Source organism: Patulibacter defluvii (genome assembly GCF_034096925.1).
Classification (GTDB): domain Bacteria; phylum Actinomycetota; class Thermoleophilia; order Solirubrobacterales; family Solirubrobacteraceae; genus Patulibacter; species Patulibacter defluvii.
In genome coordinates, this window is the sequence record NZ_JAWZSQ010000036.1 from 7501 (window position 1) to 27019 (window position 19519).

Here is a 19519-nt window from a genome sequence, read left to right on the forward strand (position 1 = left end):
CCGACGCGGTGCTGTGGGAGGGCGTCGAGGCGCAGACCGAGGAGATCTCGGAGCTCTCCCAGGCGTTCCTGATCTTCATGGTGCTGGGATCGCTGCTGGCCGCGGTGGCGATCTTCCTCGACAGCCCGATCCTGATGGTGGGGGCGATGGTGGTGGGGCCGGAGTTCGGGCCGATCGCGGCGGCCAGCGTGGCGTTGGCCACCGGCAGGGCGCGGCTGGCCGCGCGGTCGGCGGCGGCGCTCGGCGTCGGGCTGCCGCTGGCGATCCTCGCCGCCTGGCTCTTCACCGTGATCGGCCGCTGGGTCGGCCTGCACCCCGACGACTTCGCCGGTGCCTCGCACCTGCTGGCGGGCGCGATCTCGAAGCCGGACGTCTACGCCGGGATCGTCGCGGTGGTGGCCGGGGTCGCCGGGCTGCTGTCGCTGACCACGGCGAAGTCGGGGGCGCTGGTCGGCGTCTTGGTCAGCGTCACCACGATCCCCGCCGCCGCGAACATCGGCGTCGCGCTCGGCTACGGCGACGAGGACGGCTGGCTCGGCTCGGCCGGCCAGCTGGGCCTGAACATCGTGCTGATGTTCGCCGCCGGCGTCCTCACGCTCTACCTGCAGCGGCTCGGCTACCAGCGCCGCCTCCGCCGCGAGCGCGCCCACGCCGGCGACGGCTGATCAGCCTCCGCCGGTCGCCCGTCCGCCGACGGCCCGGGGTCCCTCAGACCGTCGTCCCGAGCGAGGACCAGACGTCGATCTTCGTCCGGACCCGCTGGATCACGTCGTCGGTGACCTCGGTGGTCGAGGCCGAGCCGCCGAGGTCGGGCGTCTTGATGCCGGCCGACGCGCCCTCGAGCACCGCCTCGTAGATCGCCCGCGAGGCCTGGTCGGCCGCCGCGACGCCGTGGATCTGGGCCGCGTAGTGGAGCACTGCCGCGTTGGCCAGGATCATCGCCATCGGGTTCGCGACGTCCTTGCCCAGGAGCGAGGGCGCCGTGCCGTGCGGGGCCTCGGCCATCGCCACCCGCGGCGCGTACTGGTCGTCGAAGGCCAGCAGCGTCGACTCCGCCCCGGCGATCGAGCCGAACAGCGGCAGCACCAGGTCGGAGAGGCAGTCGCCGTCGCGGTTGAGGGCCGGGATCACCAGCGGGCCGTCGGCGTCGCCGGAGACCAGGCCGGCGTAGGTCGCGTCGATCAGGACCGGCTGGTAGCGGACCTCGGGATGACGGCCGGCCGCCTCGTCCAGCTCCTCCTTCAGCATCCCCTCGTAGACCGGCGAAACGGTCCACTTCGGGCCGCCGTAAACGCGGCCGCGCATCTTCTCCGCCGTCCGGAACGCGTACTCGGCCACCGCGTGGCAGGTCGAGCGGCTGATCTTCTCGGTCCGGTAGGCGATCTCGTCGTCCCCACCTTCGCTGCCCTCGCGCCACTGCTTGGCCCCGTAGGCGTCGTCGACCGCCATCCGCACGACCGAGATCGGGAAGTGGATCCCCGCGGCCGGCGTCACGCCCGGGATCCGGCGCCCGGTGCGGATGATGACCTTGCCGTCGACCTCCTCGCGCAGGATCCGGTTCGGCGAGCCGACGTCGTCCTTGCCCTCGGGCGTGATCGTCGCCGCCTTCACGCCGAGGCCGCTGGCGCGCATCGCCGCCGCCGCCTCGTGGACGATCGCGTTGCCCGTCTCGCGCCGCTTGGCGAGCGAGAGGTCGAACCGCTCCAGCGTCAGCGGCAGGCCCAGGACCTCCGGGTCGAGCACGCGGACGGCCTGGTCGAGCAGCTCCTGTCCGGTCTCGTCGCCTTCGAGGATGGTGATCGTCAGCTGCTCGGACATCGCCCAGCGAGACTAGCGCTCCTGGACGCGCCCGCCCCTCGACGGGCGGGTCCGGGTGGGGCGCTGCTAGCCTTGCCGGCGGTCCGTGGGTGGACGCTCGCGGACGTCTAGCGTGCCGCGTACGCCCGCCCTCGAAACCGGACCACCACGCGCTATGGAGAAGTTCGTCATCGACGGCGGCCGGGCCCTCTCGGGGACCGTCCGGCCTGCCGGAAACAAGAACGGCGCGCTGCCGATCCTGGCCGCGTCCGTGCTCACCAGCGAGGACGTGGTCGTTCGCAACGTGCCGCGGATCCTCGACGTCCACTCGATGCTGAACCTGCTCGAGGGGATCGGCGTCACCGTCGAGTGGCTCGACGAGCACGCCGTGCGGCTGAACGCCGCCGCCGTCGAGGGCGCTCGCAGCCTGCGGCGCGAGGACGCCGAGCGGATCCGCGCCTCGTTCCTGCTCGCCGGCCCGCTGCTGGCCCGCTTCGGCACCTGCACGATGCCGCCGCCCGGCGGCGACGTGATCGGCCGCCGCCGGCTCGACCCGCACCTCGACGCCTTCCGCGCCCTCGGCGCGACGCTCGAGGTCGGCCGCGACATCGAGATGGTCGCCCCGCCCGGCGGCCTCCGCGCCGGCGAGGTCTTCATGGACGAGCCGTCGGTGATGGGCACGGAGAACGCCCTCCTGGCCGCGGCCCTGACCCCCGGCACGACCGTGATCGGCAACGCCGCCTGCGAGCCGCACGTCCAGGACCTGGCCCGGATGCTGGAGTCGATGGGCGCCCGGATCGAGGGCATCGGCTCCAACGTCATGACCGTCCACGGCGACGGCGAGCTGTCCGGCTGCGACCACACCGTCGGCCCCGACCACATCGAGATCGGCTCGTTCATGGCGCTCGCCGGCGTCACCGGCGGCGAGGTCCGGATCACCGACGTCGACCCCGAGGACCTGCGGATGATCCGGCTGGTCTTCGGCCGCCTCGGCCTGCAGTCCGAGCTGGAGGGCACCACGATCCTGGTCCCCGGCGGCCAGGACCTGCGGACCGCCCGCGACGTCGGCGAGCACAAGATGAAGGTCCAGGACGGCCCCTGGCCGGCCTTCCCCGCCGACCTGACCTCGATCGCCGTCGCGCTCGCCACCCAGGCCAGCGGCTCGGTCCTGATCCACGAGTGGATGTTCGAGAACCGGCTGGTCTTCACGGACAAGCTGGTCGCGATGGGCGCCGACATCACCCTCTGCGACCCGCACCGGGCGATCGTCAGCGGCCCCTGCCGGCTGCGCGGCGAGCGGCTGACCTCGCCCGACATCCGGGCCGGGATGGCGTTGCTGATCGCCGCGCTCTGCGCCGAGGGTCGCTCGACGATCGGCAACGTCGACCAGATCGACCGCGGCTACGAGGCGATCGACGAGCGGCTGCGGTCGCTCGGCGCCGAGATCGAGCGCGTGCCCGACGACGCGGTCGTCGCGGTCGGCTGACCCGCGCCGCGGCTCGAACCCGCAACCCTGGTTGCGGGCGGGCGGGGGCGCACGTCGTCCGCGCCCGGAACCCGCGATGATCCAGCCCGATGACGCTGCCGATCCCCAGTGGCACGCGCGACGTGCTGCCCGACGAGATGCGCGAGCGCCAAGGCGTGGTCTCCGCGCTGCGCGACCACTTCGCCGCTCGCGGCTACGGCGAGGTGGCGACCCCGGCGGTCGAGTACGCCAGCGTGCTCGAGCGGGCCGGGATCGGCCCCGCCGACGACGGCGTCGCGCGACCGCGCTTCCGGACCGTCGACGAGCACGGCGAGACGCTGGTGCTGCGGCCCGACATGACCGTCCCGATCGCGCGCCTGGTCGCCTCGCGCTTCGGCGACGTCGAGCCGCCGATCCGGCTCAGCTACCTGGCCCACTGCTACCGCGGGATCCTGCCCGGCCGCGGCGAGGCCCGCGAGCTGCTGCAGGCCGGGATCGAGCTCTGCGGCGCCGGCGCTCCCGACGGGACCGCCGAGGCGCTGACCGTGCTGGTCGGCGCGCTGCGGGCCGTCGGGCTGGAGGAGGCGCGGGTCACCGTCGGCGACGCGGCGCTCTTCCCGGCGCTGCTCGACGCGGTCGGGATCGCCGCCGACGCGCGGCCGGCGATCCTCCACGAGCTGGCGACCCGCGACCACGTCGGGCTCGAGCGCGAGGTCCGTGCCGCCACCGACGCCGCGACCGCCGCGCTGCTGCTCGACGTCGCCGCTCGCCGCGGCGGTCCCGAGCTGCTGGAGGCGACCAGCGACGAGCGGGTCCGGACCGCGCTCGGCGGGCTCGCCCAACTGCTGGAGCGGCTCGACGACGACGTCCGCTCGCGGGTGATCCTCGACCTCGGCCTGACCCGCAAGCTCGGGTACTACACCGGCGCCGTCTTCGAGGTCTACGTGCCCGGCCAGGGCCACGCGATCGGCGGCGGCGGCCGCTACGACGACCTGCTCGGCCGCTTCGGCCGGCCGCTGCCCGCCGTCGGCTTCGCGCTCGACGTCGACGCGCTCCACACCGCGCTGGTCGGCGTCGCCCGCGGCCGCTGGCGGGTCGATCCGACCGTCGCCAACGGGGGAGGGGCGGCATGAACCGCTACGGGCTCCGGATCGCCGTCCCGCGGGGGACGATGCTCGGCGACGCGCTCGACCACCTCGACCGGGTCGGGATCGACACCAGCGAGGTCCGCGCCAACGACCGCAAGCTGCTGTTCGAGGACGCCGGGATCGTGACGATGCGGCCCTCGGACGTCGCCACCTACGTCGAGGCCGGCGCCGCCGACGTCGGGATCACCGGCAAGGACGTGCTGATGGAGCAGCGCGGCCGCGACGTGGTCGAGCTGGCCGACCTCGGCTTCGGTCCCTGCCGGATCGTGCTCGCCTCGGTCGCCGGCGACCCCGATCCCGCGGTCGAGGCGCTGCGCCGGCTGGGGATCATGCGCGTCGCCACCAAGTACACCGGGATCGCCGGCCGCTACTTCGAGGAGACCGGCCGCCAGGTCGAGCTGGTGAAGGTCAACGGCTCGGTCGAGCTGGCGCCGCTGACCGGGCTGGTCGACGCGATCGTCGACCTGACCGCGACCGGCACCACGCTGCGCGAGAACGGGCTGATCGAGCGCGAGGAGATCGCCTTCTCGACCGCCCGCCTGATCGTCAACCCGGCCGCCCACCGGCTGAAGGCCGCCGCGGTCGACGAGCTGCGCCGGGCGCTGCTGCCCGAGGGTTCGACCCCGTGACGGTCGAGCGGTTCCGCCTGGACGGGGAGGCCGCCGACCTGGCCGCCGCGCTGCGGCGGCTGGCGCCCGGGGGCGACGCCGTCGCCGAGCCGGTCGCGGAGATCGTGGCCTCGGTCGCCGAGCGCGGCGACGCGGCGCTGGAGCAGCACGTCGCCCGCTTCGACCGCCGCGACGGCGAGCCGGCGCTGCCGCTGACCGTCGCCGACGCCGACCTCGACGCCGCCGTCGCCGCGCTCTCGCCCGAGCTGCGGGCCGCGCTCGAGCTGGCGATCGCCAACGTCGGCGCCGTCGCCGCCGCGACCACCGCCGGCGACCGCGACGTGCCGCTGCCGCAGGGCCAGCTGATCCGCGTCCGCGAGGTCCCCGTGCGGCGGGCCGCGATCTACGTCCCCGGCGGCCGCGCGCCCTACCCGTCGACCGTGATCATGGGCGTGGTCAGCGCCCGCACCGCCGGCGTCGACGAGGTCGTCGTCTGCTCGCCCTCCGACGACCCGGTGCTGTGGGCCGCCTGCCGGCTGGCCGGCGCCGACCGCGTCCACCGGATGGGCGGGGCCCACGCGGTCGCCGCGCTGGTCCACGGGACCGCCACGATCGCCCCCGTCGACGTGCTCGTCGGCCCCGGCAACCTCTGGGTCCAGGAGGCCAAGCGGCAGCTCTCCGGGCGGGTCGGGATCGACGGCTTCGCCGGTCCCAGCGACCTGCTGGTGGTGGCCGACGGCGGCGCCGACCCCGAGCTGGTGGCGCTCGACCTGGCCGCCCAGGGCGAGCACGGCGACGGCTCGCTGGTGGTGCTGGTGACCGACGACCCGGCGCTGGCCGACGACGTCGCGGCGCGGCTGGAGGCCGGCGTCGGCGGCGGGCCGGCGAGCGGCGAGACCGGCGCGGCCTACGCCGCGGTCGTGGTCGACGACCCGCGGGCCGGGCTGGCGGTGGCCGAGGCGTTCGCGCCCGAGCACCTGGAGCTGGTCGGCGCGACGGTCGAGCCGCTGGCGCCGATGGTGCGCAGCGCCGGCTGCGTCTTCGTCGGTGCGACCGGGGCGACGGCCTTCGGCGACTACGTCGTCGGCAGCAACCACACGCTGCCGACCGACGGCGCCGCGCGCTTCGCCTCGACGCTCTCGGCCCGGACCTTCCGGCGGACGATGTGCGAGGTCCACGTCGGCGCTCCCGGGCCCGGCGTCGACGCCCTCGCCGAGGCCGGCGGGGCGATCGCCGACGCCGAGGGCTTCGTCGTGCACGCGGCCTCGATGCGGGCTCGTCAGAATAGGGAGGACCGATGACCCGTTCCGCCCAGATCGAGCGCACCACCGGCGAGACCCGCGTCGCCGTCGACCTGACGCTCGACGGCAGCGGCGAGGGGCGGCGCAGCACCGGCGTCGGCTTCTTCGACCACCTGCTCGACCTGCTCGCCCGTCACGCCGGCTTCGACCTCACCGTCGAGGTCACCGGCGACCTCCAGACCGGCAGCCACCACACCGTCGAGGACACCGGGCTGGTCCTCGGCCAGGCGCTCTTCGACGCGCTCGGCGATCGGGTCGGCCTGCGCCGCTACGGCTCGGCCACGATCCCGATGGACGAGGCCCGCGCCGCCTGCCACATCGACCTCTCCGGCCGTCCGTTCGTGGTCTACGAGGACCAGGGGCTGCTGCCCGCCGGCGTCACCGGCGGCTTCGAGCACGAGCTGCTGGAGGAGTTCGTCCGCGCGCTGTCGGCGACCTCGCGCAGCACGATCCACCTGGAGATCGAGCGCGGCCGCGGGGCCCACCACATCATCGAGGCCGGGATCAAGGCGCTCGCCCGAGCGCTGCGCGTCGCCGTGTCGATCGACCCGGCCGAGCGCGGCGTGCCGTCGACCAAGGGCACGCTCACCGCATGAGCGCCTCCCGGCTCTCCGCGGCCGGGGACCCCGGCCGCAGCGCGGCCGAGGCCGGCCCGCGGATCGTCGTCGTCGACTACGGGATGGGCAACCGCCGCAGCGTCGAGAAGGCGCTGGAGCACGCCGCTGCCCGGGCCGAGGTGACCGCCGATCCGGCCGCGATCCGGGCCGCCGACGGCCTGGTCCTCTGCGGCGTCGGGGCGTTCCCCGCCGGCGCCGAGCGGCTGCGCGCGAGCGGCCTCGACGAGCTGGTCCGCGAGCGGGTCGCCGACGGCGCGCCGCTGCTCGGGATCTGCCTCGGCATGCAGCTGCTCTTCGAGCGCTCGGACGAGCGCGGCGGGGCCGACGGCCTCGGCCTGCTGCCCGGCGCGGTCCGCGCGCTGGAGCCGGCCGCCGGGCTCAAGCTGCCGCACATCGGCTGGAACCTGGTCCGCTGGCGCGACCGCCCGGACGGCACCGCCCCGGCCCTGCGCGGCGCGCTGCCGGAGCGGACGGCCTTCTACCACGTCCACTCGTTCGTCGCGCGGCCCGACGACCCGGCCGACGTCACCGCGCACGGCGACTACGGCGGGCCGTTCGTGACCGCGGTCCAGCGCGGGCGCGTCCACGGCGCCCAGTTCCACCCCGAGAAGTCCTCCACCGACGGGCTGCGCGTGCTGCGCAGCTTCGCCGAAACCTGCACGAGGTGCACCACGTGATCCTCTACCCGGCGATCGACATCCTCGAAGGGAAGGCCGTCCGGCTCGTCCGCGGCGACTTCGACGCGCGGACCGTCTACCGCGACAGCCCGCTCGAGGCGGCCCGCTCGTGGGTCGAGGCCGGGGCCCGGTTCCTGCACCTGGTCGACCTGGACGGCGCCCGTGACGGCGAGCCGCGGCACCTGGAGGAGCTGGCGCGGATCACCCAGGAGCTGGACGTCCCCGTCCAGTGGGGCGGCGGGCTGCGCTCGCCCGAGGCCGTCCGCGAGGCGCTGCAGGCCGGCGCCGAGCGCGTGATCCTCGGCACCGCGGCGATCACCGACCTCGACTTCCTCGACTCGGTGCTCGGCACCCACCGCGACCGGATCATGGTCTCGATCGACACCCGCGGCGGCAAGGTCGCCACCAAGGGCTGGGTCGAGACGACCGGGATCGACGCGCCGGAGGCGATCCAGCGGCTCCAGCACCGCGGGGTGCGCCGCTTCGTCTACACCAACGCCGACCGCGACGGGCTGCTCGAGGGCCCCGACCTGGACGAGGTGCGGCGGATCGCCGAGGCCGTCCGCGGCCGCTGGATCTACTCCGGCGGGATCGGCGACATCGAGCACCTGCGGCAGCTGGCGGCGATGCGGCTGGTCAACCTGGGCGGCGTGATCACCGGCAAGGCGCTCTACGAGAACCGCTTCGCGGTCGCCGACGGCCAGGCCGCGCTGCAGGCGCGGTGAGCCCGGCGTGCACCTGAAGCGCGTCATCCCCTGCCTCGACGTCGACGCGGGGCGGGTCGTCAAGGGGACGAACTTCGTCGGCCTGCGCGACGCCGGCGACCCGGTCGAGCTGGCCGCCCGCTACGACGCCGAGGGCGCCGACGAGCTGGTCTTCCTGGACATCACCGCCACCCACGAGGCGCGCGACACGATCGTCGACCTGGCCCGGCGGACCGCCGACCAGGTCTTCGTGCCGTTCACGATCGGCGGCGGGATCCGGTCGGTGGAGGATGCCCAGGCGGTGCTCGACGCGGGCGCCGACAAGGTCGCCGTCAACTCGGCCGCGGTCCAGCGGCCGGAGCTGCTGAGCGAGCTGGCCGACCGCTTCGGCGTCCAGTGCGTGGTGATCGCGATCGACGCCAAGGCCGTCGACGCCGAGCGCGAGGCGCAGATCGGCGACCGCTGGGAGGTCTTCGTCGCCGGCGGCCGCACCGCCACCGGGCGCGGCGCCGTGGCGTGGGCGCGCGAGGCGGTCGAGCGCGGCGCCGGCGAGGTGCTGCTGACCTCGATGGACGGCGACGGCACCACCGCCGGCTACGACCTGGAGCTGACCGGGGCGATCGCCGCGGCGGTCCCGGTGCCGGTGATCGCGTCCGGCGGCGCGGGCACCCTCGACCACCTGGTCGAGGCGCTGCAGGCCGGCGCCGACGCGGCGCTGGCGGCCTCGATCTTCCACTTCGGCACCTACTCGGTGGCCGAGGCGAAGGACCGGATCGCGGCGGCGGGGATCCCCGTGCGCCCGATCGCCGCCGACTAGCGGCGGCGGCCCCAGCGGAAGTAGGCCAGCGGCCCGAGCGTGTTGACGAAGGTCGCCAGCCGCCACCAGCGCCGCGAGCCCCGGATCTGGTCGTCGGGCCGCCGCCGCAGGTCGCGGCGGGCGAGGACGAAGAGCGTGATCTGGAGCGCCGCCAGGGCCGCCAGCGGCAGACGGAGGGCGGGCGGGACCGGTCGCTTGGCCATCGCCGGCCAGTCTAGGCGACCCGTCAGCGACCGCGACGGCGGGCGGCGCGCAGCGAGCGGGCGTCGGCGAACGCCTGGGCGCGCGGGCTCAGGTGGTAGATCGAGGAGTAGCTGAGCAGGTACAGCCGGCGGCCGTCGGAGATCCCGGGATCGAAGGCGCCGCTGTGGAGGCTGAAGACCTCCGCCCCGTCGCGGGCGCGGCGGATCGCCGTCCGCTTGCGGCCGAGGTTGGCGTACATCACCAGGTCGCCGACGACCGTCACCCCGCCCGAGAGCTTGCCGCCGACGTCGCGGATCCAGCGCGGCCGGCCGCTGCGGGCGTCGAGCGCGTAGAGCTTGCCGCCGTACGAGCCGACGAAGACCGTCGGTCCGCGGCCGGCGACCGGGGCGACGGCGGGGGAGGAGTAGACGTAGCCCGAGGCCCGCCGGCGCCAGGCGATCCGGCCGGTGCGCTCGCCGACGGCGGAGATCGAGCCGTCGATGTTGCCGACGAAGACCCGCCCGTAGGCGACCGCCGGGGTGCTGTAGAGGCTGCCGCCGAGGTCGCGCTTCCAGCGCCGGCGGCCGCTGCGCAGCGCGATCGCGTGGAGCTGGCCGCTGTAGTCGCCGGCGAAGACGGTCGGGCCGTTGCGGGCGACGCCGCCCTTGACCTTGCCGCCCGCGTGGTAGCGCCACAGCACGCGGCCGTTGCGCGGGCTCATCGCCAGCACGTCGCCGCTCTCGGTGCCGAAGATCAGCTTGTCGCCGGCCAGCAGCGGCGACGACTCCGAGCGGCCCCGCAGCAGCACCCGCCAGAGCCGCTTGCCGTCGGTGGTGAAGGCGGCCACCTGGCCGGCCGACGAGCCACGGTCGCGCTTCAGGACCGTCACGAAGACCCGGCTCTTGCCGCAGGCGGGCGAGGCCGCCGCCAGCCGGCCGACGCGGCGGGCCCAGGCGACCTTGCCCGTCCGCCGCTCGATCGCCAGCAGCAGCCCGTCGTCGCGCAGCAGGTACAGCCGCCGGCCGCAGAGCACCGGCGGGAACTCGAGCAGGATCCGGCCGCCCTCGCGCCAGCGAGTCCGGAACGGCGTCCGGATCCGGACCCCCTTCGGGAACGGCAGGTAGCGGGTCCGCTGCTCGTTGCCGCCGTAGAACGGCCAGTCGGCGCCGTCGTCGTAGCTGTCCTCGCGGTGGCGCGGGACCTTCGGGCCGGCGGCCGGCGTCGGCGCCTCGCGGTCGGAGAACTCGACCGAGCTGTCGCTGATCTCGCTCGGCCCGCGCAGCCGGTCCCAGGCGGCCAGTCCGCCGCCGATCACGAGCGCCAGCAGCAACACGCCGAGGCAGCCGAGGCAGCCCCACGGACGGCGCGGTTCGCCGACGGGGTGGGGCTCGGCGCCCCGGGTCGGGGGCGTCGCGCCACTGCTCGGGGGCGAGCCAGCCATCGGGACAGGGTACGGTCCGCCGCGGTGACCGTTCGTCGCTCCCGCCGCCCGCTCGCTCCCGACGCCGCGCACGCGGCGCTCCGGCGGCTGCCCGCGGCGCGGCCGCTGCTCGACGTGGTCGGGCCGCAGGACGGCGTCTGGCTGGTCGGCGGCGCGGTCCGCGACCTGCTGCTGGGGATCGTGCCCCACGAGCTGGACCTGCTGGTCGAGGGGCCGGTCGAGGAGCTGGCTGCGCGGCTGGGGTCGGCGGTGGCCCGCCACGAGCGGTTCGGGACGGTCGAGGTCGAGCCGCGGCCCGGCGTCCGCTACGACCTGGCCCGGGCCCGCCGCGAGCGCTACCCGGCGCCCGGCGCGCTGCCCGAGGTCGAGCCGGTCGATCGGGTCCAGGACGACCTGCCGCGGCGCGACGTGACCGTCAACGCGATCGCCCTGCGGCTGGGGGACGGGGCGCTGGTCGAGGTCCCCGGCGCCCGCGACGACCTCGCCGCCGGGCGGCTGCGGGTGCTGCACGAGCGCTCGTTCGTCGACGACCCGACCCGGGTCTGGCGGATCGCCCGCTACGCGGCCCGGCTGGGGTTCGCCGTCGACCCGCAGACCCGGGCGCTGGCCGCCGCCGCCGACCCGACGACGATCTCCGGCGCCCGCCACGGCAACGAGCTGCGGCTGGCGCTGGCCGAGCCCGATCCCGGCCGGGCGCTGGCGACCCTCCAGGAGCTGAACCCCGGCTTCCTGCCGCCCGGGTTCGACCCCGCCCCGCGCGACCTCGACGCGGCGCTCGCGCTGCTGCCGCGCGGCGGCCGCCGCGACCTGGTGCGGCTGGCCGCCGGCTGCGCCGGGGTCGGGCTCGACCGGCTGCTGCCGTGGCTGGAGGCGCTCGAGCTGACGACCGCCGAGCGCGAGGTGGTCGGGGCCGGCTCGCGCGCCAGCACCCTGCAGCCGCTGCGGGCGGCGACCCGGCCCTCGGAGATCCGCCGGGCCGCCGCCGGGGCCCCGGTCGAGCTGGTGGCGCTGGCCGGCGGTCCCAACGCCCGCCGTTGGCTCGACGAGCTGCGCCACGTGCGGCTGGAGATCGACGGCCGCGACCTGCTGGCGGCCGGGGTCGCGCCCGGGCCGGCGGTCGGCCGCGGGCTGGAGGCGGCGCTCGACGCGAAGCTCGACGGGCGGCTCGACCCGACCCGGCCGGCGACCGAGGCCGAGCTGGCGGTGGCGCTGGCCGCCGCGACAGGCTGAGCGGGCGCGGGGCGGCCGCCGGCGGCGCTGCGCTACAACAGTCCGGTGCCGCCCCGCCTGCAGTGGACGGCCGACGGGCACCTCGGCTGCGACCTGCCGGGGGCCGCGGTCCGCTTCACCACCCGCCACGGCGGCGTCTCGACCGGCAGCTTCCGCTCGCTGAACCTCGGCAGCTGGACCGCGGACGATCCCGCCGCCGTGCGCGAGAACCGCCGCCGCGCCGCCGCCCTCGCCGGGGTCGGGCCGGAGCGGATCGCCCAGGCCCACCAGGTCCACGGCACGGAGGTCCTCCGCCACACGGGCGACGACGACCTGCCCGGGGCCGGGCTGGAGCGGGTCCGCGAGGCCGACGGCTTCGTCACCGCGACCGCCGGCACGCCGTGCCTGGTGTTGTGCGCCGACTGCCTGCCGGTGGCGCTGGTCGGCGACGGCGCGGTGGCGATGGTCCACGCCGGCTGGCGGGGACTGGTCGGCGGGGTCCTGGAGCGGGGCGTCGAGCAGCTGCGGGCCGCCGGCGCCCGCGGGCCGCTGACCGCCGTCGTCGGACCGGGGGCGGGGCCCTGCTGCTACCAGGTCGGGCCCGAGGTCCACGCGGCGCTGGCCCCGCTCGGGCCGACCGTCCGCCACGACGATCGCGCCGACCTGCCGCAGGCGGCGCGGCTGCGGCTGGCCGCGGCCGGGGTCGAGCAGGTGGTCGTCGCCGGCCACTGCACGATCTGCGACCGCGAGCGCTTCTTCTCCCACCGGCGCGACGCCGGCGACACCGGACGACAGGCAGGGATGGCGTGGTTGAGCTGATCGAGCGGATCGACCCGGCGCGGGTCGCCGAGCGGCTGGCGGAGGTCCGCGAGCGGATCGCCGCCGCCTGCGCGCGGGCCGGCCGCGATCCGCAGGCGGTCGAGGTGCTGGCGGCGACGAAGTACCTGGCCGCCGACCAGGTGCCGCTGCTGGCCGACGCCGGGATCGCGATCGCGGGCGAGAACCGGGCCCAGGCGCTGGTCGAGAAGGTCGCCCTGCCCGGCGCCGAGCGGCTGCGGTGGGAGTTCATCGGCCACCTCCAGTCGCGCAAGGTCGCCGAGATCCTGCCCCACGTCGCGCGGATCCACTCCGTCTCCAGCGACAGCGTGCTGGCGCGACTGGAGCGCCACCGCGAGCTGGCCCGGCCCGAGCTCGACGTGCTGATCGAGGTCAACGTCAGCGGCGAGGACTCCAAGAGCGGGATCGCCCCCGAGGCGCTGCCGGCGGTGCTGGAGCGCTGCCCGGTCCCCGTCGCCGGCCTGATGACGATGCCGCCCTTCGCCGAGGACCCCGAGCAGAGCCGCCGCTGGTTCGCCGCGCTGCGCGAGCTGGCGGCCGCCCACGGCCTCTCCGTGCTGTCGATGGGCACCACCCAGGACTACGAGGTCGCGGTCGAGGAGGGGGCGACCGTGGTCCGGCTGGGGAGCGTCCTGCTGCGCTAGCTGCGGTCGCCGGGGAGGAACCGGGCCGTGGTGGGAGAATGAGCAGCACGTCATGGCCTTCCGCGACGCTTGGCACAAGGTGCTCGTGTACTTCGCTCTCGCCGAGGAGCGGGATCCCTACGGGGACGAGTACGACGACGAGCCGGAGTACGACGACCGTCGTGAGCGGGAGCGCGAGCGCCCGCGCGCCCGCGAGGTCGAGGCGCCGGTCCGGCGGCTCGGCGAGCGCCGCCGGCGGCGCGAGGACTTCGACGACATCTTCAGCGACGAGCAGGCCGGCGGCGCCCATCTGCGCCCGGTCGGCGGCTCGCGCGGGGGCGGTGGGGGCGGAGGCCCCCGCGACGTCCGCGTCCACCTGGTGCTGCCGAAGTCGTTCAACGACGCCCAGCAGATCGCCGACCGCTTCAAGGACGGCGTGCCGGTCGTGATCAACCTCCAGACGTCGGACACCGACCTCTCGAAGCGGCTGATCGACTTCGCCAGCGGCCTCACCTACGCCCTCGACGGCGGCATGCAGCGGATCGCCGACAAGGTCTTCATGCTGACGCCGGTCAACGTCTCGATCTCGGCCGAGGAACGGGCCCAGCTGATCGAGAAGGGCTTCTTCAACCAGAGCTGATCGTCGCTCCGGCCCGCCGCTCGCGGGCACCGGGCCGGCCGATCGGTACCGTTCCTTGTCGCTCATGCGTCTGGGATTCCTGGGATCGGGCAACATGGCCACCGCGCTGGCCCGCGGGATCGGCGAGCCCGTGCTCGCGTTCGACCCGTTCCCGGAGCGGGCCGAGGCCCTGGCGCAGGCGACCGGCGGCGAGGCCGTCCCCGACGCCCGCACGCTGGCCGAGCGGGCCGACGTCGTGGTCCTCGGCCACAAGCCGGGCCAGCTGACCGAGGCCGCGGCCGAGGTCGCGCCGAGCGCCAAGGCGGTCGTCTCGATCCTCGGCGGCGTCGGCACCGAGGCGCTGCGGGCCACCTACCCCGAGCGACCGGTCGTGCGGCTGATGCCGAACACCCCCGCCGCCGTCGGCAAGGGCGTGATCGCCGTCGCCGTCGAGCCGGGCGGGCTCGCCGCGCTGCCGCCGGCCGAGCGCGAGCTGCGCGATCAGCTGCTCGAGCTGCTGCGCCGCTGCGCGACGGTGGTCGAGCTGCCCGAGGCCCAGCTCGCCGCCGCGACCGCGGTCTTCGGGGTGCTGCCGGCCTACGTGGCGCTGTTCGCCGAGGCGACGGTCGACGCGGCCGTCCGCCACGGGATCCCGCCGGCCGAGGCGAACCGGATGGTCGCCGCCGGCATCGAGGGCTCGGCCGCGCTGCTGCGCGAGCAGGGCCACGACACCCTGGCCGTGCGGCGGGCGGTCACCTCCCCGGGCGGCTCGACCGCGCGGGGCCTGCGGGCGCTCGACCGGGGCGGCCTCCGCGAGGCCGTCCAGGGCGCCTTCGACGCGGTGGTCGACGTCTCGTGAGCACCCTCGTCTCGACGGCGGTCCTCGCCTCGACCCGGACCCAGATCGCGGACTTCCTGGACGCGCTGCTGATGGTCTACGTCCTGCTGATCATCGCCTACATCCTGCTGTCGCTGGTCCAGACGGCCGGCCTGCGGATCCCCTACAACGCGGTCACGGGCGCGATCCAGACCTTCCTCCGCGACGCGGTCGAGCCCTACCTGGGCCTCTTCCGGCGCTTCATCCCGCCGCTCGGGCCCTTCGACCTGTCGCCGATCGTGGGCATCCTCGTGCTCGAGATCGTCGGCCGACTGGTGGTGAACGTTGTCGCGGGATGAGGCCCGGATCGGGCGGCTGGCGATCCGCCGGGTGGCCGCGGTCGGGATCGTCGTCCTGGTCCTCGACCAGCTGACGAAGCGGCTGGCGGTGCAGGCGGTCGACCGCGGCCACCGCGAGACCTTCCTGCCGCTGATCGACCTGGTCCACGTCCGCAACGACGGCGTCGCCTTCTCCAGCTTCGCCGGCAGCCCGGTGATCGTCGCGCTGCTGGTGCTCGGGGCCCTGACCGCCCTGACGCTCTGGTTCCTGCGCAACCGCACCCGCCCGCTGGCCTGGCTGGCGACCGGGATGCTGGCCGGCGGCGCGCTCGGCAACGTCCTCGACCGGGTGGTCGAAGGGGCCGTGATCGACTTCCTCAAGCCGCCCAACTGGCCGGCCTTCAACCTGGCCGACATGTCGATCGTCTTCGGCATGGTGCTGCTGGTCTTCGTGGTCGAGCGCGACCACCGGCAGAGCCAGGACCGCGGGCGGGCCAGCGCCCGCGCCCAGCGCGGATGAGCGACCCGCGGACGCTGACCGTCGCCCCCGAGCACGACGGCGAGCGGCTCGACGTGGTGCTGGCCGAGCTCTGCGGCTCGCGCTCGCGGGCCCAGCGGCTGATCGCCGAGGGCAGCGTGCTGGTCGACGGCCGCGCCGTCCGCAAGCGGCAGGCGGTCCAGGCCGGGCAGACGATCAGCGCCGACCTGGCCGCGCTGGCCGTGCCCGAGCGCGAGATCCCGGCCGACGTGCCGCCGGTGACGGTGCTCCACGAGGATCCGCAGCTGCTCGTGGTCGACAAGCCGGCCGGGCTGGTCGTCCACCAGGGGGCCGGCCACGAGGGCCCGACGCTGGTCGACGCGGTCGCCGGCCACCTCGACGCCGCTCGCCCGCCCGGCGGCGACCCCGAGCGGCCCGGGATCGTCCACCGGCTCGACCGCGACACCTCGGGCCTGCTGCTGATCGCCCGCGACGACGCCACCCACCGGGCGCTCCAGGAGGCGATCCGGGCCCGCGACGTCACCCGCGAGTACCTGGCCCTGGTCGACGGCCGGCCCGACGCCCGCACGGGCACGATCGACGCCCCGATCGGCCGCGATCGCCACCACCGCACCCGCCACTCGCTCGACAGCGACAGCCCGCGGCGGGCGGTCACCCACTTCGCGATCGAGGAGCTGCTGCCGCGGACGACGCTGCTGCGGGTGACGCTGGAGACCGGCCGCACCCACCAGATCCGCGTCCACCTGAAGGCGATCGGCCTGCCGGTGGCGGGCGATCCGGAGTACGGGCGGCCCTACGGCGAGGGCGCCTCGCTGGGCCTGGAGCGGCAGTTCCTGCACGCCGCCCGGCTGACCTTCGACCACCCGGCGACCGGCGAGCGGCTGGTCGTCGAATCGCCGCTGCCGCCCGACCTGGCGGCGGCGCTGGAGCAGGCCCGCGGCTGAGCCCGGGGCGGACCGCGCGGCGGCCCGGACTCTGGTTGAATTCTCGTTCCGTGCGCCCGTCCGGGCCACGGTCGTCTCTGCACCACGACCCCACCGGGTCACCTCCGCAGCGTCCCTGCCCGTCTCGACGGGTTGCGCCACGGAGCCGGTGGGCCCTGTTCCGTTCTTCACCCAAGGGAGTACCCCATGTCCACCGATGCCGAGGTCGGCCTCAAGGACCTGCTCGACGCCGGTGTCCACTTCGGGCACCAGACCCGCCGCTGGAACCCGCGCATGGCGCGGTTCATCCACGGCGAGCACGCGGGCATCCACGTCATCGACCTGCTGCAGACGGTCGAGCTGCTGTCGAGCGCGCAGAAGTTCGTCGCCGACATCGCCGAGCGCGGGGGCACCGTCCTCTTCGTCGGCACCAAGCGCCAGGCCCAGGACGCGGTCCGCCACGCGGCCGAGTCGGCCCGGATGCCGTACGTCAACCAGCGCTGGTCGCCCGGCCTGCTGACCAACTTCAACACCTCGAGCAAGCGGATCAAGACGCTCAACGACCTCGAGCGCCTGGAGTCCGAGGGCCAGCTGGAGCTGCTGCCCTCGCAGGAGCGGATCGCCCGCCGCAAGGAGCTGGCGAAGCTGCAGATCAACCTCGGCGGCGTCAAGGACCTGCGCCGCACGCCCGACGCCGTCTTCGTCGTCGACGTCAACAGTGAGAAGATCGCGGTCGAGGAGGCGACGAAGCTGCGGATCCCCGTGGTCGCGCTCGTCGACACCAACGTCGATCCGGACGGCGTCGAGTACGTCGTGCCCGGCAACGACGACTCGATCCGCTCCTGCAGCCTGATCGCCCACGCGGTCGGCGACGCCGCCGCCCGTGGTGCCCTCGCCTGGTACGAGGCCGAGGAGGCCCGCCGCGCCCGCGAGGCCGCCGAGCGCGAGCAGCGTCAGGCCGAGGAGGCCGCCCGCCGCGAGGCCGAGGAGGCCCGTCGCGCCGAGGCCGAGGAGCAGAGCGCCGCCGCGGCCGCCGGCCAGGAGGCCGAGGCCGCCGCCGAGCAGGCCGCTGCCGAGCAGGCCGCCGCCGAGACCGCCGCGGCCGCCGAGACCGCGGCCGCCGCCGAGACCGCTGCCGCGACCGCCGAGGCGCCCGCCGCCGAGGCTCCCGCGGCCGAGGAGACCCCCGCTGCCGAGGCGACCACCGAGTCGCAGGAGGGCACCGCCTGATGAGCGCCACGATCACCGCCGCCGACGTCAAGGCCCTGCGCCAGAAGACGGGCGCCGGCATGATGGACTGCAAGAAGGCCCTGCAGGAGACCGACGGCGACATGGACAAGGCCGTCGAGCTGCTGCGGGTCAAGCTCGGCAACAAGGTCGGCAAGCTGGCCGACCGCGAGGCCGCCGAGGGCACCGTCCAGGCCGCCGTCTCCGCCGACGGCAAGGCCGGTGCGCTGGTCGAGGTCGACTGCAACACCGACTTCGTCGCCCGCAACGACGACTTCATCGCGTTCGCCAAGAAGCTGGCCGCGTTCCTCGCCGAGGGCGACCGCGCCGCCGGCACCGTCGACACGGCCGCGCTGCTCGAGGAGACCCTCGACGGTCGCACGATCGAGGAGATCCGCGCCGAGCTGTCCGCGACCACCGGCGAGAACGTCGTGATCCGGCGCGCCGAGCGGTTCACCGTCGCCGGCGAGGGCAGCGTCGAGAGCTACATCCACGCCACCGGCAAGGTCGGCGTCGCCGTCCAGATCGACGGCGGCAGCGACGCGGCCGCCCGCAGCGCGCTGGGCAAGGACGTCGCGATGCACGTCGCCGCGATCGCCGCCACCCAGTACGTCTCGCCCGAGGACGTCCCCCAGGACGCCCGTGACGCCGAGCTGCGCGTCTACGAGCAGCAGGCCGAGGCCGAGGGCAAGCCCGAGCCGATCCGCGAGAAGATCGCCCAGGGCAAGCTCCAGAAGTGGCTGAAGGAGATCACCCTCCTGCCGCAGGAGCACATCAACCCCGACAAGCACGACGGCAAGACGATCGACCAGCTGCGGCAGGCGGTCGGCGACGACGTCGTGATCGCGCGCTTCGCGCGGTTCCAGGTCGGCGAGTAGCGGACCCGCCGCGCCCGCACCGATACTGACCGCATGACCGAGGCTCCGACGGCGGCGTTCAAGCGCGTCCTGGTCAAGCTGTCCGGCGAGTCCCTGATGGGCTCGCGGGACTACGGCACCGACCCGGACCGCCTGTCCGCCGTCGCCGCCGCGATCAAGCAGGTCCACGATCTCGGCGTCCAGGTCGCGATCGTGGTCGGCGCGGGCAACATCTACCGCGGGATGGCGGGCGCGGCGGCCGGGATGGACCGCGCCACCGCCGATTACATGGGGATGCTGGCGACGGTGCTGAACGCGCTGCCGCTGCAGGACGCGCTCGAGAAGCGCGGCGTCCACACCCGCACCCAGACGGCGCTGACGATCACCGAGGTCGCCGAGCCGTACATCCGCCGGCGGGCCGAGCGGCACCTGGAGAAGCACCGCGTGGTGATCTTCGCCGCCGGCACCGGCAACCCGTTCTTCACCACCGACACGGCGGCCGCGCTGCGCGGCACGGAGATCCACGCCGAGGCGATCCTGATGGCCAAGAACGGCGTCGAGGGCGTCTACAGCGCGGATCCGCGCGAGGACCCCGACGCCGAGCTGCTGCGCGAGATCACCCACATGGAGGCGATCGAGCGGCGGCTGCGGGTGATGGACTCCACGGCGCTGACGCTGTGCATGGAGAACCGCCTGCCGATCCATGTCTTCAACATGGACGACGAGCAGAACATCGTCCGGATAGTGTCGGGCGAGCGCGTCGGCACGCTGGTCCGCAACGCGTGACCGCGGCCCGCCTCCCGGCCTGACCC

23 protein-coding genes (1 of these 23 cut by a window edge) are annotated in these 19519 nt (G+C 75.2%); 20 read left to right on the top strand and 3 right to left on the bottom strand.

Going from position 1 to position 19519, the window contains the following annotated elements:
- Nucleotides 1-665, top strand: partial view of a DUF389 domain-containing protein gene (locus SH587_RS23170; RefSeq protein ID WP_320673033.1) — the 3' portion only. 286 nt of this gene lie to the left of the window's left edge; 665 of the gene's 951 nt are visible here — the last part of the coding sequence; its start codon lies off the left edge, out of view; it ends in the stop codon at nt 663-665.
- A 43-nt stretch (nt 666-708) separates the two neighbouring features.
- Here SH587_RS23170 and SH587_RS23175 read toward each other — a convergent pair whose 3' ends face one another.
- On the bottom strand, nt 709-1818 hold the full coding sequence (locus tag SH587_RS23175; RefSeq protein ID WP_320673034.1) for an isocitrate/isopropylmalate family dehydrogenase: 1110 nt from the start codon (nt 1816-1818) through the stop codon (nt 709-711).
- 154 nt (nt 1819-1972) lie between these two features.
- Here SH587_RS23175 and murA point away from each other — a divergent pair, with 154 nt between their 5' ends.
- From murA to hisF, 8 genes are all read left to right on the top strand, one after another.
- Nucleotides 1973-3283 (top strand): UDP-N-acetylglucosamine 1-carboxyvinyltransferase, encoded by a 1311-nt coding sequence (murA, locus tag SH587_RS23180; protein WP_320673035.1) that lies wholly within the window; start codon nt 1973-1975, stop codon nt 3281-3283.
- Nucleotides 3284-3372: 89 nt separating this feature from the next.
- Nucleotides 3373-4395, top strand: a complete 1023-nt coding sequence (locus SH587_RS23185; RefSeq protein ID WP_320673036.1) for an ATP phosphoribosyltransferase regulatory subunit — start codon at nt 3373-3375, stop codon at nt 4393-4395.
- On the top strand, nt 4392-5039 hold the full coding sequence (gene hisG, locus SH587_RS23190) for an ATP phosphoribosyltransferase (RefSeq protein WP_320673037.1): 648 nt from the start codon (nt 4392-4394) through the stop codon (nt 5037-5039). The genes SH587_RS23185 and hisG overlap by 4 nt, the downstream gene beginning before the upstream one ends.
- Nucleotides 5036-6319: a histidinol dehydrogenase gene (hisD, locus tag SH587_RS23195; RefSeq protein WP_320673038.1), complete on the top strand. Its 1284-nt coding sequence runs from the start codon at nt 5036-5038 to the stop codon at nt 6317-6319. Before hisG ends, hisD begins: the two co-directional genes overlap by 4 nt.
- Entirely contained in the window at nt 6316-6915 is a 600-nt protein-coding gene (gene hisB / locus SH587_RS23200) for an imidazoleglycerol-phosphate dehydratase HisB (protein WP_320673039.1), read from the top strand. The genes hisD and hisB overlap by 4 nt, the downstream gene beginning before the upstream one ends.
- Nucleotides 6912-7613, top strand: a complete 702-nt coding sequence (hisH, locus tag SH587_RS23205) for an imidazole glycerol phosphate synthase subunit HisH (protein ID WP_320673040.1) — start codon at nt 6912-6914, stop codon at nt 7611-7613. The genes hisB and hisH overlap by 4 nt, the downstream gene beginning before the upstream one ends.
- Nucleotides 7601-8338 carry a 1-(5-phosphoribosyl)-5-[(5-phosphoribosylamino)methylideneamino]imidazole-4-carboxamide isomerase gene (gene hisA / locus SH587_RS23210; protein WP_320673041.1) on the top strand — a complete coding sequence of 246 codons (738 nt, stop codon included), beginning with the start codon at nt 7601-7603 and terminating at the stop codon, nt 8336-8338. The genes hisH and hisA overlap by 13 nt, the downstream gene beginning before the upstream one ends.
- Before the next feature lie 7 nt (nt 8339-8345).
- Nucleotides 8346-9134 (top strand): imidazole glycerol phosphate synthase subunit HisF, encoded by a 789-nt coding sequence (gene hisF, locus SH587_RS23215; protein WP_320673042.1) that lies wholly within the window; start codon nt 8346-8348, stop codon nt 9132-9134.
- On the opposite strand, the gene SH587_RS23220 is transcribed toward hisF, so the two are convergent.
- Together SH587_RS23220 and SH587_RS23225 are read right to left on the bottom strand one after the other, a co-directional pair.
- Nucleotides 9131-9337: a hypothetical protein gene (locus tag SH587_RS23220; protein ID WP_320673043.1), complete on the bottom strand. Its 207-nt coding sequence runs from the start codon at nt 9335-9337 to the stop codon at nt 9131-9133. The two genes, hisF and SH587_RS23220, sit on opposite strands and share 4 nt — an antisense overlap.
- Nucleotides 9338-9360: 23 nt before the next feature.
- Complete coding sequence (locus SH587_RS23225) at nt 9361-10758, bottom strand: outer membrane protein assembly factor BamB family protein (protein ID WP_320673044.1); 1398 nt, start codon at nt 10756-10758, stop codon at nt 9361-9363.
- Nucleotides 10759-10782: 24 nt separating this feature from the next.
- Between SH587_RS23225 and SH587_RS23230 the strand changes: the two genes are divergently transcribed.
- The 11 genes from SH587_RS23230 (at nt 10783) to pyrH (ending at nt 19493) form a co-directional block, all read left to right on the top strand.
- The gene (locus tag SH587_RS23230; protein WP_320673045.1) at nt 10783-11988 is read left to right on the top strand and encodes a CCA tRNA nucleotidyltransferase; all 1206 of its coding nucleotides are present in this window, start codon (nt 10783-10785) and stop codon (nt 11986-11988) included.
- A 45-nt stretch (nt 11989-12033) separates the two neighbouring features.
- Nucleotides 12034-12786, top strand: coding sequence for a peptidoglycan editing factor PgeF (pgeF, locus tag SH587_RS23235; protein WP_320673046.1), 753 nt, complete (start codon nt 12034-12036; stop codon nt 12784-12786).
- Nucleotides 12774-13448, top strand: a complete 675-nt coding sequence (locus SH587_RS23240; RefSeq protein ID WP_320673047.1) for a YggS family pyridoxal phosphate-dependent enzyme — start codon at nt 12774-12776, stop codon at nt 13446-13448. The genes pgeF and SH587_RS23240 overlap by 13 nt, the downstream gene beginning before the upstream one ends.
- Before the next feature lie 52 nt (nt 13449-13500).
- Nucleotides 13501-14067, top strand: a complete 567-nt coding sequence (locus SH587_RS23245) for a cell division protein SepF (RefSeq protein ID WP_320673048.1) — start codon at nt 13501-13503, stop codon at nt 14065-14067.
- Between the two features lie 64 nt (nt 14068-14131).
- Nucleotides 14132-14905 (top strand): pyrroline-5-carboxylate reductase, encoded by a 774-nt coding sequence (gene proC / locus SH587_RS23250; protein WP_320673049.1) that lies wholly within the window; start codon nt 14132-14134, stop codon nt 14903-14905.
- Nucleotides 14902-15222, top strand: a complete 321-nt coding sequence (locus SH587_RS23255; RefSeq protein ID WP_320673050.1) for a YggT family protein — start codon at nt 14902-14904, stop codon at nt 15220-15222. Before proC ends, SH587_RS23255 begins: the two co-directional genes overlap by 4 nt.
- Nucleotides 15209-15721, top strand: a complete 513-nt coding sequence (gene lspA, locus SH587_RS23260) for a signal peptidase II (RefSeq protein WP_320673051.1) — start codon at nt 15209-15211, stop codon at nt 15719-15721. Before SH587_RS23255 ends, lspA begins: the two co-directional genes overlap by 14 nt.
- Nucleotides 15718-16644 carry an RluA family pseudouridine synthase gene (locus SH587_RS23265; RefSeq protein ID WP_320673052.1) on the top strand — a complete coding sequence of 309 codons (927 nt, stop codon included), beginning with the start codon at nt 15718-15720 and terminating at the stop codon, nt 16642-16644. Before lspA ends, SH587_RS23265 begins: the two co-directional genes overlap by 4 nt.
- 186 nt (nt 16645-16830) lie before the next feature.
- On the top strand, nt 16831-17853 hold the full coding sequence (rpsB, locus tag SH587_RS23270) for a 30S ribosomal protein S2 (RefSeq protein WP_320673053.1): 1023 nt from the start codon (nt 16831-16833) through the stop codon (nt 17851-17853).
- Complete coding sequence (gene tsf / locus SH587_RS23275) at nt 17853-18728, top strand: translation elongation factor Ts (RefSeq protein WP_320673054.1); 876 nt, start codon at nt 17853-17855, stop codon at nt 18726-18728. The genes rpsB and tsf overlap by 1 nt, the downstream gene beginning before the upstream one ends.
- A gap of 33 nt (nt 18729-18761) precedes the next feature.
- Nucleotides 18762-19493: a UMP kinase gene (gene pyrH, locus SH587_RS23280; RefSeq protein ID WP_320673055.1), complete on the top strand. Its 732-nt coding sequence runs from the start codon at nt 18762-18764 to the stop codon at nt 19491-19493.
- The last annotated feature ends 26 nt before the right edge of the window (nt 19494-19519 follow it).

What these genes read in the sequence shown, in the direction of transcription:
- SH587_RS23175 (WP_320673034.1), bottom strand. Translation starts at nt 1,818, where the DNA reads ATGTCCGAGCAGCTGACGATCACCATCCTCGAAGGCGACGAGACCGGA.
- murA (WP_320673035.1), top strand. Translation starts at nt 1,973, where the DNA reads ATGGAGAAGTTCGTCATCGACGGCGGCCGGGCCCTCTCGGGGACCGTC.
- SH587_RS23185 (WP_320673036.1), top strand. Translation starts at nt 3,373, where the DNA reads ATGACGCTGCCGATCCCCAGTGGCACGCGCGACGTGCTGCCCGACGAG.
- hisG (WP_320673037.1), top strand. Translation starts at nt 4,392, where the DNA reads ATGAACCGCTACGGGCTCCGGATCGCCGTCCCGCGGGGGACGATGCTC.
- hisB (WP_320673039.1), top strand. Translation starts at nt 6,316, where the DNA reads ATGACCCGTTCCGCCCAGATCGAGCGCACCACCGGCGAGACCCGCGTC.
- hisH (WP_320673040.1), top strand. Translation starts at nt 6,912, where the DNA reads ATGAGCGCCTCCCGGCTCTCCGCGGCCGGGGACCCCGGCCGCAGCGCG.
- SH587_RS23220 (WP_320673043.1), bottom strand. Translation starts at nt 9,337, where the DNA reads ATGGCCAAGCGACCGGTCCCGCCCGCCCTCCGTCTGCCGCTGGCGGCC.
- SH587_RS23225 (WP_320673044.1), bottom strand. Translation starts at nt 10,758, where the DNA reads ATGGCTGGCTCGCCCCCGAGCAGTGGCGCGACGCCCCCGACCCGGGGC.
- SH587_RS23245 (WP_320673048.1), top strand. Translation starts at nt 13,501, where the DNA reads ATGGCCTTCCGCGACGCTTGGCACAAGGTGCTCGTGTACTTCGCTCTC.
- proC (WP_320673049.1), top strand. Translation starts at nt 14,132, where the DNA reads ATGCGTCTGGGATTCCTGGGATCGGGCAACATGGCCACCGCGCTGGCC.
- SH587_RS23265 (WP_320673052.1), top strand. Translation starts at nt 15,718, where the DNA reads ATGAGCGACCCGCGGACGCTGACCGTCGCCCCCGAGCACGACGGCGAG.
- rpsB (WP_320673053.1), top strand. Translation starts at nt 16,831, where the DNA reads ATGTCCACCGATGCCGAGGTCGGCCTCAAGGACCTGCTCGACGCCGGT.
- tsf (WP_320673054.1), top strand. Translation starts at nt 17,853, where the DNA reads ATGAGCGCCACGATCACCGCCGCCGACGTCAAGGCCCTGCGCCAGAAG.
- pyrH (WP_320673055.1), top strand. Translation starts at nt 18,762, where the DNA reads ATGACCGAGGCTCCGACGGCGGCGTTCAAGCGCGTCCTGGTCAAGCTG.